This window comes from Enterobacter cloacae complex sp. 277I4 (assembly GCF_050031465.1).
Taxonomy (GTDB): domain Bacteria; phylum Pseudomonadota; class Gammaproteobacteria; order Enterobacterales; family Enterobacteriaceae; genus Enterobacter; species Enterobacter cloacae.
Window position 1 is genome coordinate 778172 of record NZ_JBLGWC010000001.1, and the last position, 15958, is coordinate 794129.

Consider the following 15958-nt stretch of genomic DNA (forward strand, 5'->3'; position numbering starts at 1 on the left):
ATGTCTCAGGCTGCATTGAACACGCGCAACCGCGATGACGAGGAAGAATATTCTTCTTCACGCCGGAGTAATGGAACGCGTCTTGCAGGGATTATTTTCCTGCTCGGGGTGCTGTGCACCGTGTTTATCAGCGGCTGGATGGTACTGGGCTGGATGGAAGATGCGCAGCGGTTGCCGCTGTCGAAGCTGGTGGTCACCGGTGAACGCCACTACACGCGTAACGATGATATTCGCCAGTCGATTCTGGCACTGGGGTCGCCAGGCACCTTTATGACGCAGGATGTCAACATTATCCAGAGTCAGATTGAACGTCTGCCCTGGATAAAACAGGCGAGTGTAAGAAAGCAATGGCCTGATGAATTGAAGATTCATCTGGTTGAATATGTGCCCATTGCGCGTTGGAATGATCAGCACATGGTTGACGTAGACGGAAATTCCTTCAGCGTCCCGGCCGATCGTGTCAACAAGCAAAATTTACCGATGTTGTATGGTCCTGAAGGCAGCGAAAACGAAGTGTTACAGGGTTTTCGCGAGATGGGGCAAGTGCTGGCGAAGGACAGGTTTACGTTAAAAGAAGCTGCGATGACGGCGCGCCGTTCGTGGCAGCTCACCTTAACGAATGGCATTAAGCTCAACCTTGGCCGCGGCGACACGATGAAGCGTCTGGCGCGTTTTGTAGAACTTTACCCGGTTTTACAGCAGCAGGCACAGACTGACGGCAAACGGATAAGCTACGTTGATTTGCGCTATGACTCAGGCGCAGCAGTCGGTTGGGTACCGGCTCCGGTCGAGGAACCTAATCAGCAACAGAATCAGGCACAGGTACAGGCAGAACAACAATGATCAAGGCGACGGACAGAAAACTGGTAGTTGGACTGGAGATTGGCACCGCGAAGGTTGCCGCTTTAGTAGGGGAAGTTCTGCCCGACGGTATGGTCAATATCATTGGCGTGGGCAGCTGCCCGTCCCGTGGTATGGATAAAGGTGGGGTAAACGATCTTGAGTCGGTGGTGAAATGCGTGCAGCGCGCCATCGATCAGGCTGAATTAATGGCAGATTGCCAGATTTCCTCTGTCTATCTGGCCCTCTCTGGTAAGCATATCAGCTGCCAGAACGAAATCGGCATGGTGCCCATTTCTGAAGAAGAAGTGACGCAGGAAGACGTTGAAAACGTAGTGCATACGGCGAAGTCCGTGCGCGTTCGCGATGAGCATCGCGTGCTGCACGTGATCCCGCAGGAATATGCGATCGACTACCAGGAAGGGATCAAGAACCCGGTTGGTCTGTCTGGCGTGCGTATGCAGGCAAAAGTGCACCTGATCACATGTCATAACGATATGGCGAAGAACATCGTAAAAGCCGTTGAACGTTGTGGCCTGAAAGTTGACCAACTTATTTTCGCCGGTCTGGCGGCAAGCTATTCCGTGCTGACCGAAGATGAACGTGAACTGGGCGTCTGTGTGGTCGATATTGGTGGTGGTACAATGGATATGGCCGTGTATACCGGCGGTGCCCTGCGCCACACCAAAGTGATCCCTTACGCGGGGAACGTGGTGACCAGCGATATTGCCTACGCGTTTGGTACGCCGCCAAGCGATGCAGAAGCGATTAAAGTGCGCCACGGTTGTGCGCTGGGGTCTATCGTTGGCAAAGATGAGAGCGTTGAAGTGCCAAGCGTGGGCGGCCGTCCGCCGCGTAGCCTGCAGCGCCAGACGTTGGCAGAGGTGATTGAGCCACGCTATACCGAGCTGCTCAACCTGGTCAACGAAGAGATTTTGCAGTTACAGGAACAGCTTCGCCAGCAGGGAGTAAAACATCATCTTGCGGCGGGGATTGTATTAACCGGCGGTGCAGCGCAAATTGAAGGTCTTGCGGCCTGTGCGCAGCGTGTGTTCCATACGCAGGTGCGTATTGGCGCACCGCTGAATATTACCGGTTTAACGGATTATGCCCAGGAGCCTTACTATTCAACGGCTGTGGGCCTGCTCCACTACGGGAAAGAATCCCATCTCAGTGGTGAAGCAGAAGTGGAAAAACGCGTCTCAGTGGGGTCGTGGGTCAAACGACTGAACAACTGGCTGCGAAAAGAGTTTTAATTTTTTTAAGAGACCGGAGAGAATTAACGGTCTCGGGCGACAGGCACAACGGAGAGAGAAATTATGTTTGAACCTATGGAACTGACCAACGACGCGGTGATTAAAGTCATCGGCGTCGGTGGCGGCGGCGGTAACGCCGTAGAGCATATGGTGCGCGAGCGCATTGAAGGTGTTGAATTCTTTGCGGTTAACACCGATGCACAGGCACTGCGTAAGACGGCAGTCGGCCAGACTATTCAGATTGGTGGTGGCATCACCAAAGGTCTGGGCGCAGGAGCTAACCCGGAAGTAGGTCGCAATGCGGCTGAAGAAGATCGTGAAGCGTTACGTGCTGCACTGGAAGGTGCGGACATGGTCTTCATCGCAGCAGGTATGGGTGGCGGTACAGGTACCGGCGCAGCACCTGTTGTGGCTGAAGTGGCTAAAGATTTAGGTATCCTGACCGTTGCTGTCGTGACCAAGCCTTTCAATTTTGAAGGCAAGAAACGTATGGCCTTCGCGGAGCAGGGTATCACCGAGCTGTCCAAGCATGTGGACTCGCTGATCACCATCCCGAACGACAAACTGCTGAAAGTGCTGGGTCGCGGTATCTCTCTGCTGGATGCCTTTGGCGCAGCAAACGACGTGCTGAAAGGCGCGGTTCAGGGTATCGCTGAACTGATTACCCGTCCTGGCCTGATGAACGTTGACTTTGCTGACGTTCGCACCGTGATGTCCGAAATGGGCTACGCGATGATGGGCTCCGGCGTGGCGAGCGGTGAAGACCGTGCGGAAGAAGCGGCTGAAATGGCTATCTCTTCTCCGCTGCTGGAAGATATCGATCTGTCGGGTGCGCGTGGCGTGCTGGTCAACATCACCGCTGGCTTCGACCTGCGTCTGGATGAGTTCGAAACCGTGGGTAACACCATCCGTGCGTTCGCCTCTGACAACGCGACCGTGGTAATCGGTACCTCCCTTGATCCGGAAATGAACGACGAGCTGCGTGTAACGGTTGTTGCTACCGGTATCGGTATGGACAAGCGTCCTGAAATCACTCTGGTGACGAACAAGCAGACTCAGCAACCGGTAATGGATCGTTACCAGCAGCACGGTATGTCTCCTCTGACTCAGGAGCAAAAACCGGCCGCGAAAGTGGTTAATGACCCAACGCCGCAAACGGCGAAAGAGCCAGATTATCTGGATATCCCGGCGTTCCTGCGTAAGCAAGCTGACTAAGAATTGGCTGGAATTTGGGGATTTCCGCTCTTTGTGCTAAACTGGCCCACCGTTAGTGATATACACTCTCGGTTGGATAGTTAATTTGGCGAGATTATACGATGATCAAACAAAGGACACTTAAACGTATCGTTCAGGCGACGGGTGTCGGTTTACATACCGGCAAGAAAGTCACCCTGACGTTACGCCCTGCGCCGGCCAATACCGGGGTCATCTATCGTCGCACCGACTTGAATCCACCGGTAGATTTTCCGGCCGATGCCAAATCTGTGCGTGATACTATGCTCTGTACTTGTCTGGTGAACGAGCATGACGTGCGGATTTCTACCGTAGAGCACCTGAACGCCGCCCTGGCGGGTCTGGGTATCGACAACATTATTGTTGAAGTCGATGCGCCAGAAATCCCGATCATGGATGGTAGTGCTGCTCCGTTCGTTTATCTGTTGCTGGATGCCGGCATCGAAGAACTGAACTGCGCGAAGAAATTTGTTCGCATCAAAGAGACCGTTCGCGTCGAAGATGGCGACAAGTGGGCTGAATTCAAACCGTACAATGGTTTCTCGTTGGACTTCACCATCGATTTTAACCATCCGGCGATTGATGCCAGTACCCAGCGCTATGCGATGAACTTCTCTGCTGATGCGTTTATGCGCCAGATCAGCCGTGCTCGTACTTTCGGCTTCATGCGTGATATCGAATATCTGCAGTCCCGCGGCCTGTGCCTGGGCGGCAGCTTCGATTGTGCCATCGTTGTTGACGATTATCGCGTACTGAACGAAGACGGTCTGCGTTTCGAAGATGAATTCGTTCGCCACAAAATGCTTGATGCAATTGGCGACCTGTTCATGTGTGGTCACAACATTATTGGTGCATTTACCGCGTTCAAATCCGGTCATGCGCTGAATAACAAACTCTTGCAGGCCGTCCTGGCAAAACAGGAAGCCTGGGAGTATGTGACCTTCGAAGACGAAGCTGAACTGCCGCTGGCCTTCAAAGCCCCTGGCCTGGTTCTGGCGTAACGGTTCAAGCCGTTTCGTAAAAAATCGACTGGTTAACCTGGTACTCTCTCCGACCAGGGAAACCAGTCGTTTTTATTTTCACCTTTCTTCATTTTGCCCCAGCTTCCCCTTTCGCTTAGCAGGCGTAGAAAATCTGTGCGTTAGCTGCATTCTTGACCGTTTTTCCCCGCTGCAGTACGTCATTCCTGCTGCTGTGTATTGGCTTTAGTGGTAATATCTGGGCGCTTAAAAGAATAACTGAAATCAGCCTGTGTAAGACGGGCTTATGTGGTGGAGCAAGTGAGCGGAATTCTGACGCGCTGGCGACAATTTGGCAGACGTTACTTCTGGCCGCATCTCTTATTAGGGATGGTCGCGGCGAGTTTCGGCTTGCCTGCGCTCAGCAACAGCGCTGAAGCTGCCACACCGGCAAAGACGTCAACCACCAAACACGATCTCACCGCGCGCGTTCACTTCACCAATCTTGCGTGGCTTGAAGCCAGCCGCCGTCCTAACTTTTCGGTAGATTACTGGCAGCAGCACGCCATCCGCACGGTTATCCGCCATCTGTCATTTGCAATGGCGCCGCAGGCCATACCGGTTGCTGAAGAGACGCTCCCGGTTCAGGCGCAACACCTTGCGCTGCTGGATACGCTCAACGCGCTGTTGACGCAGGACAGCCAGCCAGCTGTTAGCGCTCCGCAGACAGCGCAATCCGTCGTTGTTTCACCCGCCACATTCTCTGTATCGACGTGGATAAGCCAGGTTCACGGCATCCGCGCCGGGCCTCAGCGCCTCAGTTAAATTAACCGTTTTCAATACCTTAATTTATCTGCCCGTTATGGGGCGTTTGAGAATTTATTATGCTAATCAAATTATTAACCAAAGTTTTTGGTAGTCGTAACGATCGTACCCTGCGCCGTATGCGCAAAGCTGTCGCTGTCATCAACGGTATGGAACCGGCGATGGAAAAGCTGTCTGATGACGAGCTGAAAGCGAAAACCGCAGAATTCCGCGCACGCCTGGAAAAAGGCGAAACCTTAGAAAGCCTGATCCCGGAAGCCTTCGCGGTTGTGCGTGAAGCGAGTAAACGTGTATTCGGGATGCGTCACTTCGACGTGCAGCTGCTGGGCGGTATGGTGCTTAACGAGCGCTGCATCGCGGAAATGCGTACCGGTGAAGGTAAAACCCTGACCGCGACGCTGCCTGCCTACCTGAATGCACTGACCGGTAAAGGCGTGCACGTCGTGACCGTCAACGACTATCTGGCACAGCGTGACGCCGAAAATAACCGTCCATTGTTCGAATTCCTAGGGATGACCGTCGGCATCAACATGTCCGGTCTTCCTGCGCCAGCCAAGCGCGAAGCGTATAACGCCGATATCACCTACGGTACCAACAACGAATACGGCTTCGACTACCTGCGTGACAACATGGCGTTCAGCCCTGAAGAACGTGTGCAGCGTAAACTGCATTATGCGCTGGTGGATGAGGTGGACTCCATTCTGATCGATGAAGCGCGTACCCCGCTGATCATCTCCGGTCCGGCCGAAGACAGCTCTGATATGTACCGTAAAGTCGACAAAATCATTCCACATCTGCTGCGTCAGGAGAAAGAAGACTCCGATACCTTCCAGGGTGAAGGCCACTTCTCCGTTGATGAAAAAGCGCGCCAGGTGAACCTGACTGAACGTGGTCTGGTTAAAATTGAAGAGCTGTTAGTGGCTGAAGGCATCATGGAAGAGGGCGAGTCTCTTTACTCCCCGAGCAACATCATGCTGATGCACCACGTGACTGCCGCACTGCGCGCCCATGCGCTGTTCACTCGCGACGTCGACTACATCGTCAAAGACGGCGAAGTCATCATCGTTGATGAGCACACCGGCCGTACCATGCAGGGTCGTCGCTGGTCTGACGGTCTGCACCAGGCCGTTGAAGCCAAAGAAGGCGTGGATATTCAAAACGAAAACCAGACGCTGGCGTCTATTACCTTCCAGAACTACTTCCGTCTGTACGAGAAGCTGGCAGGGATGACCGGTACAGCAGATACCGAAGCGTTTGAATTCAGCTCCATCTACAAACTGGATACCGTTGTCGTTCCAACCAACCGTCCAATGATCCGTAAGGACATGCCGGACCTGGTCTACATGACCGAAGCGGAAAAAATTCAGGCAATCATCGAAGATATTCGCGAGCGTACAGCTAAAGGCCAGCCGGTTCTGGTGGGGACCATCTCCATCGAGAAATCCGAAGTGGTGTCTAATGAGCTGACCAAAGCGGGTATCAAGCACAACGTACTGAACGCCAAATTCCACGCCAAAGAAGCAGATATCGTTGCGCAGGCGGGTTATCCGGCGGCTGTGACCATCGCCACCAACATGGCGGGTCGTGGTACCGATATTATGCTGGGCGGTAGCTGGCAGGCCGAAGTGGCTGAGCTGGAAAACCCAACGCCGGAACAGATTGCGCAGATCAAAGCCGACTGGCAGGTGCGTCATGACGCGGTTCTGGCATCTGGTGGTCTGCATATCATTGGTACCGAGCGTCACGAATCACGTCGTATCGATAACCAGCTGCGTGGTCGTGCAGGTCGTCAGGGGGATGCCGGTTCTTCCCGCTTCTACCTGTCGATGGAAGATGCGCTGATGCGTATCTTCGCCTCTGACCGTGTTTCCGGCATGATGCGTAAGCTGGGGATGAAACCTGGTGAAGCCATTGAGCACCCATGGGTGACCAAAGCGATTGCCAACGCGCAGCGTAAAGTGGAAAGCCGCAACTTCGATATTCGTAAGCAGCTGCTGGAATATGACGACGTCGCCAACGATCAGCGTCGTGCTATCTATACCCAGCGTAACGAACTGCTGGACGTATCCGACGTGAGCGAAACCATCAACAGCATTCGTGAAGATGTGTTCAAAGCGACTATCGATGCGCACATTCCGCCTCAGTCTCTGGAAGAGATGTGGGATATCGAAGGCCTTCAGGAGCGCCTGAAAAACGACTTCGACCTCGACCTGCCAATCAAAGAGTGGCTGGATAAAGAGCCTGAGCTGCACGAAGAGACCCTGCGCGAGCGTATCTACGAAACCGCGCTGGAGGTATATAAGCGTAAGGAAGAGGTTGTTGGCGCTGAGATGATGCGTCATTTCGAAAAAGGGGTGATGCTGCAGACGCTGGACTCACTGTGGAAAGAGCACCTGGCGGCGATGGACTACCTGCGTCAGGGGATCCACCTGCGTGGCTATGCGCAGAAAGATCCTAAGCAGGAGTACAAGCGCGAATCCTTCTCGATGTTTGCCTCCATGCTGGAGTCGCTGAAATATGAAGTTATCAGCACCCTGAGCAAAGTGCAGGTGCGTATGCCGGAAGAAGTGGAAGCGATGGAGCAACAGCGTCGTGAGGAAGCCGAGCGTCTGGCACAGATGCAGCAGCTCAGCCACCAGACTGACGATAGCGAAGCCGCTGCGGCGATCGCCGCGCAAACTGGCGATCGCAAAGTGGGGCGTAACGATCCGTGCCCATGCGGCTCCGGTAAAAAATATAAGGCGTGCCACGGCCGTCTGAGCTAAGTTCATAAAAAACGAAAAGGCGCAGAAATCTGCGCCTTTTTTATGGAAGTGACAATATGAAAATACTGCAAATTGCTGTCGGGATTATTCGCAACCCGCAAAACCAAATCTTCATCACGCAACGTGCCGCTGACGCCCACATGGCAAACAAGTGGGAGTTTCCTGGCGGGAAAATCGAGTCCGGTGAAACGCCGGAGCAGGCGCTGGTGCGTGAGCTTCAGGAAGAGGTCGGCATCACTCCGATTGGCGCAACGCTGTTTGATAAGCTGGAATACCAGTTTCCGGATCGTCACATCACGCTGTGGTTCTGGCTTGTGGAAAGCTGGCAGGGGGAACCCTGGGGGAAAGAGGGTCAACCGGGTGGCTGGGTTTCGCTTCACGCGAGTGATGCCGAAAAATTTCCTCCGGCAAATGCGCCCGTCATATCCCGGCTAACGGGCAACCTGTAGGCCTGCTAGGCGAAGCGCCAGCAGGCATCTACCGCTACTGCTGGTTTTCGCTCCAGTCATCGCTGTCTGAGAGGTCGCCTTCACTTGGAATGCGTTTCTCTTCCGCCGCCCATTCGCCCAGGTCAATTAACTGACAGCGCTTACAGCAGAATGGGCGAAACGGACTCACCTCTCCCCAGACAACAGTTTTGCCACAGGTTGGGCAGTTTACGGTGGTTACATCAGACATAGGCACTCCTTAACAACAGGCCAGTTCAAAATCGAGGCGTTCCGGCACGGTGCCATTTTCACTATCCAGCGGCATAAAGCGAATCGCAAAACGACTCTTATGCCCGGAGATTTGCGGGTAAAGCTGTTCACCCAAAGAGAGGTTCAGACGCAGCAGATCCGCATCATCACCGTTGTCCTGGTAGAAACCGTTCAGGCTGGTTTGCTTGCGGAATGGCGCCGAGTTACGGATGAGATCGAGGATCAGGGATAACGTCTGATGCATCGGCTCCAGGCTGTCCAGCCAGCTTTTCACCTGTGCATCACGCTGGAGCTGCGGCATATGCAACCACATATGCAGTGTCGGCAGGTCAAAGCTGCAGCAGCCGCCCGGGATACTCAGGCGCTGGCGCACCAGCCCGATTAAGCGGTCTTCGCGCAAAAACTGCCCAACGCGGGGAGCGGCCATCAGCGTACTGCTGCTGTTTTTAAGCTGTTGACGGAGTGAATCAATTCGGCTCTGGTCAACGCCCGGTACTTCGGCCCAGGCCTGTAGTTTACGCTGCTGGCGCTCCAGCTCTTTCAGTAGCTCGGTGCGAACGTCGCCTCGCTCAATCACATCCAGAAGATCGCCCACATTGCGGAAGAAGTGCAGCGCCGTCGCATGATCGTTGATGGGCAAATGTTGTGAGAGTTGTTGAATCAGAAATTCGATACGCAGCCAGGTACGCATTTTTTCGTTGAGTGGATGCTCAAAAAGGATGTGGGTCGACATTATGGTTTTTCCTGTGCAACGGCCTGCGCGGCATACGTCAGATACTGCGCGTGCAGGCGGGCAACATCCGATGCAATGGCATCTGGTGCGCCGTTATTATCAATAACATCATCCGCAACGGCAAGGCGCTGAGCGCGCGTGGCCTGAGCGGCAAGAATTTGTTCAGCCTGTTCGCGCGAGACATGGTCGCGCGCCACGGTGCGCTGGATTTGCGTTTCGGGTGAGACATCAATGACCAGTACCCGGTCCGCTTTATTGTGCAGTTGATTCTCTACCAGCAGCGGAACCACCCACAGAACATACGGCGAGCGGGCTGCGGCAATCTGACGCTGGGTTTCCTGGTGGATAATGGGGTGGAGCAGAGCATTAAGCCAGGCCTTTTCTGAAGAATCAGAAAAAATGCACTCACGAAGCTTGCGGCGATTTAGCGTGCCATCCGCGTTGATAATTGCCTGACCAAAATGTGCCTTAATGGCGTTTAGTGCGGGTGTATCTGGCTCTACCACCTGACGGGCAATGATATCGGCATCGATTATGGTGATACCCAGACGAGAAAATGCGTCCGCAACGGTACTTTTCCCGCTACCGATGCCGCCGGTTAATGCGACGATATACCCCATTAAATCAAATCCTGGGAATTATTCATTATTAAAATCAGTTGGTTAAAATTCAAACGTGCGCCAGCCACTGTTTGGCTCTCTTTACCGGCTTTTTACCAGGTAAATTTATAGGATTGTAGCGTAAAAAAAGAGAATTTCGCAGTCTTGCGGAGCAGGTATTAGTGCGTATGATAACGTCACTGGAGTTGTGCTTTTAACATATTTGCCTCTAACCCCAGGAATCCGCACATGCGTATCGAAGAAGATCTGAAGTTAGGTTTCAAAGACGTTCTTATCCGCCCTAAACGCTCTACACTGAAAAGTCGCTCAGACGTTGAACTCGAACGTCAATTCACCTTTAAACATTCCGGTCAGACCTGGTCTGGCGTGCCGATCATCGCAGCCAATATGGATACGGTGGGAACCTTCGAGATGGCGACCGCGCTGGCGAAATTCGATATCCTTACCGCTGTGCATAAGCACTACAGCCCGGAAGAGTGGAATACCTTTATCGCCTCTGCATCGGACGATGTGGTGAAGCATGTCATGGTTTCCACCGGTACCTCCGATGCCGATTTCGAGAAGACCAAACAGATTCTTAACGCTAACCCGGCGCTCAATTTTGTCTGTATTGATGTGGCAAATGGTTACTCCGAGCACTTCGTGCAGTTTGTCAGCAAGGCGCGTGAGGCCTGGCCCACCAAAACCATTATCGCGGGCAACGTGGTAACCGGTGAAATGTGTGAAGAGCTGATCCTTTCCGGTGCAGACATCGTAAAAGTGGGCATTGGCCCGGGTTCCGTGTGTACCACGCGTGTGAAGACCGGTGTGGGTTACCCGCAACTTTCTGCGGTGATTGAGTGTGCTGATGCCGCGCACGGTCTGGGTGGCCAGATCATCAGCGACGGCGGTTGCACCATGCCGGGTGATGTCGCGAAAGCCTTTGGCGGCGGCGCGGATTTCGTGATGCTTGGCGGCATGCTGGCGGGTCATGAAGAGAGCGGCGGTACCGTGGTTGAAGAGAACGGCGAGAAGTTCATGCTGTTCTACGGCATGAGCTCAGAATCAGCAATGACCCGTCACGTAGGTGGCGTGGCAAAATACCGTGCTGCGGAAGGCAAAACCGTGAAGTTGCCTCTGCGTGGCCCGGTCGAAAACACGGCTCGTGACATTCTGGGCGGCCTGCGTTCCGCATGTACCTACGTTGGGGCATCCCGTCTGAAAGAGCTGACAAAACGTACGACGTTTATCCGCGTTCAGGAGCAGGAAAACCGCGTTTTCAATAGCCTGTAATGTTTCTGCTGGCGTATGTCCGTACGCCAGCGTTATCCCGCGCTCATTGCATCCCCGAGATGGAAAATGGGCAGATACATCGCCACCACCAGCGTACCGATAATCACCCCTGTCACAATCAGCAGCACTGGCTCCAGAAGCGCGGCCAGATTATCTGCCAGTTGAAAGGTTTGCTCCGTATGATGGCGGGCAAGGTTTTCCAGCATAATGTCGAGTGACCCAGAGACTTCCCCGGTGCGTATGAGTTGAATGCACAGCGGGGTAAAGACGGCCGCTTTCTGAAATGAAGACCAGACGGTAAAGCCTTGTTCAATGTCCCCACGAACGCTGCGCAATATACCTTGCCAGTACCGGCTATCAACAGTTTCTTCCGCGCTCTGTAATCCCTGTAAAAAGGGGATGCCCGCCTGCTGCGTGAGTGACAGTACGGTAAAGATCTGCCCCAGTTTTTGCCCTCTTGCCAGCCTTCCCGTCACGGGAATATGCATCAGGATACGTTGCCAGCGCGGATCCTGTCGCAGCGCCCAGGCGATGGCCACGGGAATAAGCAGCAGCACGAACAGGGCGATGGCGTATGTCTGGATAAACGCCGACAGGCCCATGACCATCTGTGTCAGCAGCGGCAGGGGAGTATTGAACGTTTTGTAGATGGCCGCGAACTCCGGCAAGACCAGGGTGACCATGGCCAGAACGACCAGAACGGCCAGCGCCAGGATGATCGTCGGATAGCTCAACGCCTTCTTCACTTTTGCCGTGAGTTGCTGCTGGGATTGTTGCTGCTGAGCGAGCTGGCGGCAGCACGTTTCCAGCTTCCCCGTTAGCTCACCTGTTTTTACCATCGAGACATACAGTGGGCTAAATACCGCAGGCCATCGCTTCAGCGCCTCTGAAAAGGCGCATCCCTCGCTCAGATCATCATTCATGTTTTCCAGCAGCGCCTGCCAGTGTTTGACAGGATGCTGCTCGGCCAGCATTTGCAGACTTTGCGATAACGTCAGGCCAGCCTGCAACAGCGTGGCAAGCTGGCGAAACATCTCATAGCAATGATGGGGTTGCCAGCGGTGCGTCAGCGAGCATCGGGTGAGCGAAAGTGGGTGTAACTCTTTACGCATCAGCCTGACGAAGGCCGTTTCGCGATCTGGCGCCCACAGCACCCCACACAGAGATTCGCCTTCACTGGATAGCGCCCGCCAGCGCCAGAGATGATTAACACTCATTGGGCATTCCCAGCACGCGCAGCAACTCTTCGAGCGAGGTCAGTCCTTGCTCAACGGCCAGACAACCCTGCTCAAATAACGATGTCATTCCCGCCTGACGGGCGCTGGCTTCGATGACCTCTATCGAGGCGCCACTGGCGATGGCCTGCCGGAGCGTGGTGTCGATGGCGAGGACTTCAAAAATGGCGACGCGGCCATAAAAGCCGTGATAGCAGCGATCGCAGCCGCCAGGTTGCCAGCGAGGAAGCGGCCGGGGCCATACGGTGCGCGGTAATTCTGCGCGGCTGTTGGCTTCCTGCCGACAGTGAGGACACAGACGACGCACCAGTCGCTGGGCAATCACCAGCGAAAGCGCAGAGGAGATCATCCAGCGTGCGACTCCCATCTGCTGCAGGCGAATGACGGTTTCCGTCGTGGAGTTGGTGTGCAGCGTCGACAGCACCAGATGCCCGGTCTGTGCGGCGTTAATGGCAATCTCTGCCGTTTCACTATCGCGGATTTCGCCTACCATAATGATGTCCGGATCCTGGCGCAGGAGCGCCCGCAGAACGCTCTGAAAGGTTAAGCCCGCACGGGGATTAATCTGCGTTTGGTTCAGCCCCGCAAGCGGGATCTCGATCGGATCTTCCACGCTGCAGATGTTAACGTCAGGGGTATTACGCGCCTGCAATGCGCTATAGAGCGTGACCGTTTTTCCGCTGCCAGTGGGGCCCGTGACCAAAATCAGCCCCTGCGGTTGATGGAGGATCTCGTTAAAGCGGGCCAGCTGTTTCGCACTCATTCCCAGTTTTTCGGGTTCCAGCGCCTGATGAACCTGATGCAGCAGGCGCAGCACAATTTTCTCTCCGCCGCTGCAGGGAAGCGTGGCGATGCGAAAAGAGACCGGCTCGCTTGCCAGTTCAATCGTAAATTGACCATCCTGTGGTAAACGGCGCTCCGCAATATCCAGTTGGCCCAGCACTTTTAAGCGAGCGGTGAGGGTATTTGCCACCGCTGCAGAAAGCGGAGGCAGCGGGCAAAGCACACCGTCAACACGCAAGCGGACCTGACAGATATCCCCCATCGGTTCGATATGAATGTCAGATGCGCGCTGGTTTATCGCCTGCTGCAGGGTGTGGTTGAGAATATCCACCGTGTTGTGCGGCGTTAAAACAACCGGGAGGTGTGATTGCGCGGTTAACTGCCGGTGTTTTTCCATGCGCTCCGCTGTCCAGCATTCAATATCAATACGTTTTTGCGTGGCGAAACGTAGCGCTTCCATCATTTCAGCGGCGGGATTTCCCACGACGGCGATGCTAATCATGTCAGCGTCGCTGGTCAGCAGCAAAGCATGGTGGCGTTGGCACAGGGTGACGAGTTGATCTGAATTCATTATCCGCTCCTGTCAGTTACTGTCGAAACGGAAAACATCTTCGCAGGCCTCTTTGAGCGCACCGTCATTGCTGATATTGCAGCTACGTTTCCAGCCCGTCATACCGTTGCCACTACTCCATTGCGGCGTCACCACCACCTCAAGTCCGTTAAGGCTCTCCTGCCCGGTTAACGACACGACGCCCTGCGTCACGCTCATTCCCGAGACATAGCGTGTTGTCGTTGGAGAAGGGATACCGTTACTGCCGCCGTCGCAGCTCGTCACGCCGCCATGTTCCAGGGCACAAAGTTCAATCGCCGTGCGATAGGGCACGAACGTTTGCAGCATGTCGGTCAGGGCCGCTTTTCGCAGGTAGTTCTGGTAGGCGGGAATACCAATGGCGCTCAGGATGGCAATAATGCCGATTACCACCATCAGCTCAATGAGCGTGAAGCCTTGTTGTCTGTTCATATCTGCTCCTCAGGGTTAAGTGGCGCTACTCTGACAGCGGGGAAAAAAGCAGACGAGGGGCAAAAAATGGAACGTGAAGCGGCGTTCAGGGAATTTGTACTTACTTGCAGAGAAGAACAGAGAGATTGCGAGGAGGGCTGAAATTTCCCCTCTCCAGGCAGAGAGGGGAGACGACGTTATTTGAAGCGCATGGAGAGATCGAGGGCGCGAACGTGCTTGGTCAGCGCCCCGACAGAAATGTAGTCCACGCCGGTTTCGGCGAATTCACGGATCGTTTCGAAGGTGACGTTCCCTGAAACTTCGAGCTGTGCCTGGCCGTTGGTGAGCTTCACCGCCTCGCGCATCTGTGCTGTTTCAAAGTTATCGAGCATGATGATATCGGCACCGGCCTTGATGGCCTGCTCCAGCTCTTCGAGGTTTTCAACTTCCACTTCAACCGGCACATCCGGGTGCAGCCAGAAGGCTTTCTCCACCGCCTGACGCACGGAGCCAGAGGCAATAATGTGGTTCTCTTTAATCAGGAAGGCGTCGGACAACCCCAGACGGTGGTTGGCTCCCCCGCCACAAAGCACCGCGTACTTTAATGCCGTGCGCAGACCTGGCAGCGTTTTACGGGTGTCCAGCAGTTGCGTATGGGTACCGGCCAGCAGGTCAACGTAACGACGCACTTCACTTGCCACCCCTGAAAGGGTCTGCACAAAGTTAAGCGCGGTACGTTCACCGGTCAGCAGCATGCGGGACGGGCCTTCAAGCTCAAACAGCGGCTGGTTTGCGGTAATGGCGTCACCGTCTTCAACATGCCAGGTGATTTGCACCTCATCGCCAGCCAGTTGAGTAAAGACCTCTTCAACCCAGCGCTTGCCGCAAAACACGCCATCTTCACGGGTGATGATCACGGCGTGTGAGCGTGTCTCTTTCGGCAATAATTGTGCGGTAATATCGTTGTCCGCGCTGACGTCACCGCCCAGATCTTCTTTCAAAGCATGGGCAACGCTTGCCGGAATATCCATATTAATACGTTCCAGAAGCGCTTCACGTCGGTGGTCGGGGTTGTAGCGGCGAGGCGGCATGATAAAACTCCAAATTGGTAACGAATCATAATATTGAAACATGCTACTCTGAACCGAGTAACAGCACCATACATAAGGAGTTCCAGCATGTTGTTAGAAGAGGGATGGCTGGTGGATGCGCGGCGTGTACCCTCGCCGCACCACGATGGCCGCCCGGAGGATGAAAAGCCCACACTGCTGGTGGTTCATAACATTAGTCTCCCGCCGGGTGAGTTTGGCGGTCCGTGGATCGATGCGTTATTCACGGGAACGATAGATCCCGATGCCCATCCTTTCTTTGCTGAGATTGCGCATCTGCGCGTATCGGCGCACTGCCTGATCCGTCGCGATGGCGAAGTGGTTCAGTATGTTCCTTTTGATAAGCGCGCCTGGCATGCGGGTGTCTCGATGTATCAGGGGCGCGAGCGTTGCAATGACTTCTCTATTGGGATTGAACTGGAAGGCACGGACACCACCCCTTATACCGATGCACAGTACCAGCGGTTGGCGGATATCACCCAAACGCTCATCAGGCTTTACCCAGCGATTGCAGAGAACATTACGGGACACTGTGATATCGCCCCGGCGCGAAAAACCGATCCTGGGCCTGCATTTGACTGGCCCCGGTTTCGCGCCATGCTTACCGCGTCGTCAGAATAAGGAGATAAC

Annotated in this window: 16 protein-coding genes; 9 read left to right on the forward strand and 7 right to left on the reverse strand. The window is 54.5% G+C overall.

Annotated elements, in window-relative coordinates:
- The 7 genes from ftsQ to mutT all read left to right on the forward strand — a co-directional run bounded on the left by ftsQ (position 1) and on the right by mutT (position 8327).
- The gene (ftsQ, locus tag ACQG19_RS03700) at positions 1–843 is read left to right on the forward strand and encodes a cell division protein FtsQ (protein WP_013095577.1); all 843 of its coding nucleotides are present in this window, start codon (positions 1–3) and stop codon (positions 841–843) included.
- Positions 840–2096: a cell division protein FtsA gene (gene ftsA / locus ACQG19_RS03705; RefSeq protein ID WP_006173845.1), complete on the forward strand. Its 1257-nt coding sequence runs from the start codon at positions 840–842 to the stop codon at positions 2094–2096. The genes ftsQ and ftsA overlap by 4 nt, the downstream gene beginning before the upstream one ends.
- 63 nt (positions 2097–2159) lie before the next feature.
- Complete coding sequence (ftsZ, locus tag ACQG19_RS03710) at positions 2160–3311, forward strand: cell division protein FtsZ (protein WP_008501978.1); 1152 nt, start codon at positions 2160–2162, stop codon at positions 3309–3311.
- A 101-nt stretch (positions 3312–3412) separates the two neighbouring features.
- Positions 3413–4330, forward strand: coding sequence for a UDP-3-O-acyl-N-acetylglucosamine deacetylase (lpxC, locus tag ACQG19_RS03715; protein ID WP_013095578.1), 918 nt, complete (start codon positions 3413–3415; stop codon positions 4328–4330).
- A gap of 279 nt (positions 4331–4609) precedes the next feature.
- Complete coding sequence (gene secM / locus ACQG19_RS03720; protein WP_214553940.1) at positions 4610–5113, forward strand: secA translation cis-regulator SecM; 504 nt, start codon at positions 4610–4612, stop codon at positions 5111–5113.
- A 59-nt stretch (positions 5114–5172) separates the two neighbouring features.
- Positions 5173–7878, forward strand: a complete 2706-nt coding sequence (secA, locus tag ACQG19_RS03725) for a preprotein translocase subunit SecA (RefSeq protein ID WP_013095581.1) — start codon at positions 5173–5175, stop codon at positions 7876–7878.
- A 56-nt stretch (positions 7879–7934) separates the two neighbouring features.
- Positions 7935–8327, forward strand: a complete 393-nt coding sequence (mutT, locus tag ACQG19_RS03730) for an 8-oxo-dGTP diphosphatase MutT (RefSeq protein WP_047352028.1) — start codon at positions 7935–7937, stop codon at positions 8325–8327.
- A 34-nt stretch (positions 8328–8361) separates the two neighbouring features.
- Here mutT and yacG read toward each other — a convergent pair whose 3' ends face one another.
- Genes yacG through coaE form a run of 3 tightly spaced genes read right to left on the reverse strand, consistent with a single transcriptional unit; the run spans position 8362 to position 9929 of the window.
- Positions 8362–8556 (reverse strand): DNA gyrase inhibitor YacG, encoded by a 195-nt coding sequence (yacG, locus tag ACQG19_RS03735; RefSeq protein ID WP_003856332.1) that lies wholly within the window; start codon positions 8554–8556, stop codon positions 8362–8364.
- 9 nt (positions 8557–8565) lie between these two features.
- A complete protein-coding gene (gene zapD / locus ACQG19_RS03740; RefSeq protein ID WP_047352027.1) occupies positions 8566–9309 on the reverse strand; it encodes a cell division protein ZapD in 744 nt (247 codons plus the stop codon).
- Complete coding sequence (gene coaE / locus ACQG19_RS03745; RefSeq protein WP_014830656.1) at positions 9309–9929, reverse strand: dephospho-CoA kinase; 621 nt, start codon at positions 9927–9929, stop codon at positions 9309–9311. Before coaE ends, zapD begins: the two co-directional genes overlap by 1 nt.
- 228 nt (positions 9930–10157) lie before the next feature.
- On the opposite strand from coaE, the gene ACQG19_RS03750 reads away from it, so the two are divergent.
- Complete coding sequence (locus ACQG19_RS03750; RefSeq protein ID WP_013095585.1) at positions 10158–11201, forward strand: GMP reductase; 1044 nt, start codon at positions 10158–10160, stop codon at positions 11199–11201.
- A gap of 32 nt (positions 11202–11233) precedes the next feature.
- Here ACQG19_RS03750 and hofC read toward each other — a convergent pair whose 3' ends face one another.
- From hofC to nadC, 4 genes are all read right to left on the reverse strand, one after another.
- On the reverse strand, positions 11234–12418 hold the full coding sequence (gene hofC / locus ACQG19_RS03755; protein ID WP_246932374.1) for a protein transport protein HofC: 1185 nt from the start codon (positions 12416–12418) through the stop codon (positions 11234–11236).
- Positions 12408–13790 carry a type II secretion system protein GspE gene (gene gspE / locus ACQG19_RS03760; RefSeq protein ID WP_094916207.1) on the reverse strand — a complete coding sequence of 461 codons (1383 nt, stop codon included), beginning with the start codon at positions 13788–13790 and terminating at the stop codon, positions 12408–12410. The genes hofC and gspE overlap by 11 nt, the downstream gene beginning before the upstream one ends.
- A 12-nt stretch (positions 13791–13802) precedes the next feature.
- A complete protein-coding gene (gene ppdD, locus ACQG19_RS03765; RefSeq protein ID WP_023620000.1) occupies positions 13803–14240 on the reverse strand; it encodes a prepilin peptidase-dependent pilin in 438 nt (145 codons plus the stop codon).
- Between the two features lie 176 nt (positions 14241–14416).
- The gene (gene nadC / locus ACQG19_RS03770; RefSeq protein WP_246932377.1) at positions 14417–15310 is read right to left on the reverse strand and encodes a carboxylating nicotinate-nucleotide diphosphorylase; all 894 of its coding nucleotides are present in this window, start codon (positions 15308–15310) and stop codon (positions 14417–14419) included.
- A gap of 87 nt (positions 15311–15397) precedes the next feature.
- Here nadC and ampD point away from each other — a divergent pair, with 87 nt between their 5' ends.
- Positions 15398–15949 (forward strand): 1,6-anhydro-N-acetylmuramyl-L-alanine amidase AmpD, encoded by a 552-nt coding sequence (gene ampD / locus ACQG19_RS03775; RefSeq protein ID WP_038981220.1) that lies wholly within the window; start codon positions 15398–15400, stop codon positions 15947–15949.
- The last annotated feature ends 9 nt before the right edge of the window (positions 15950–15958 follow it).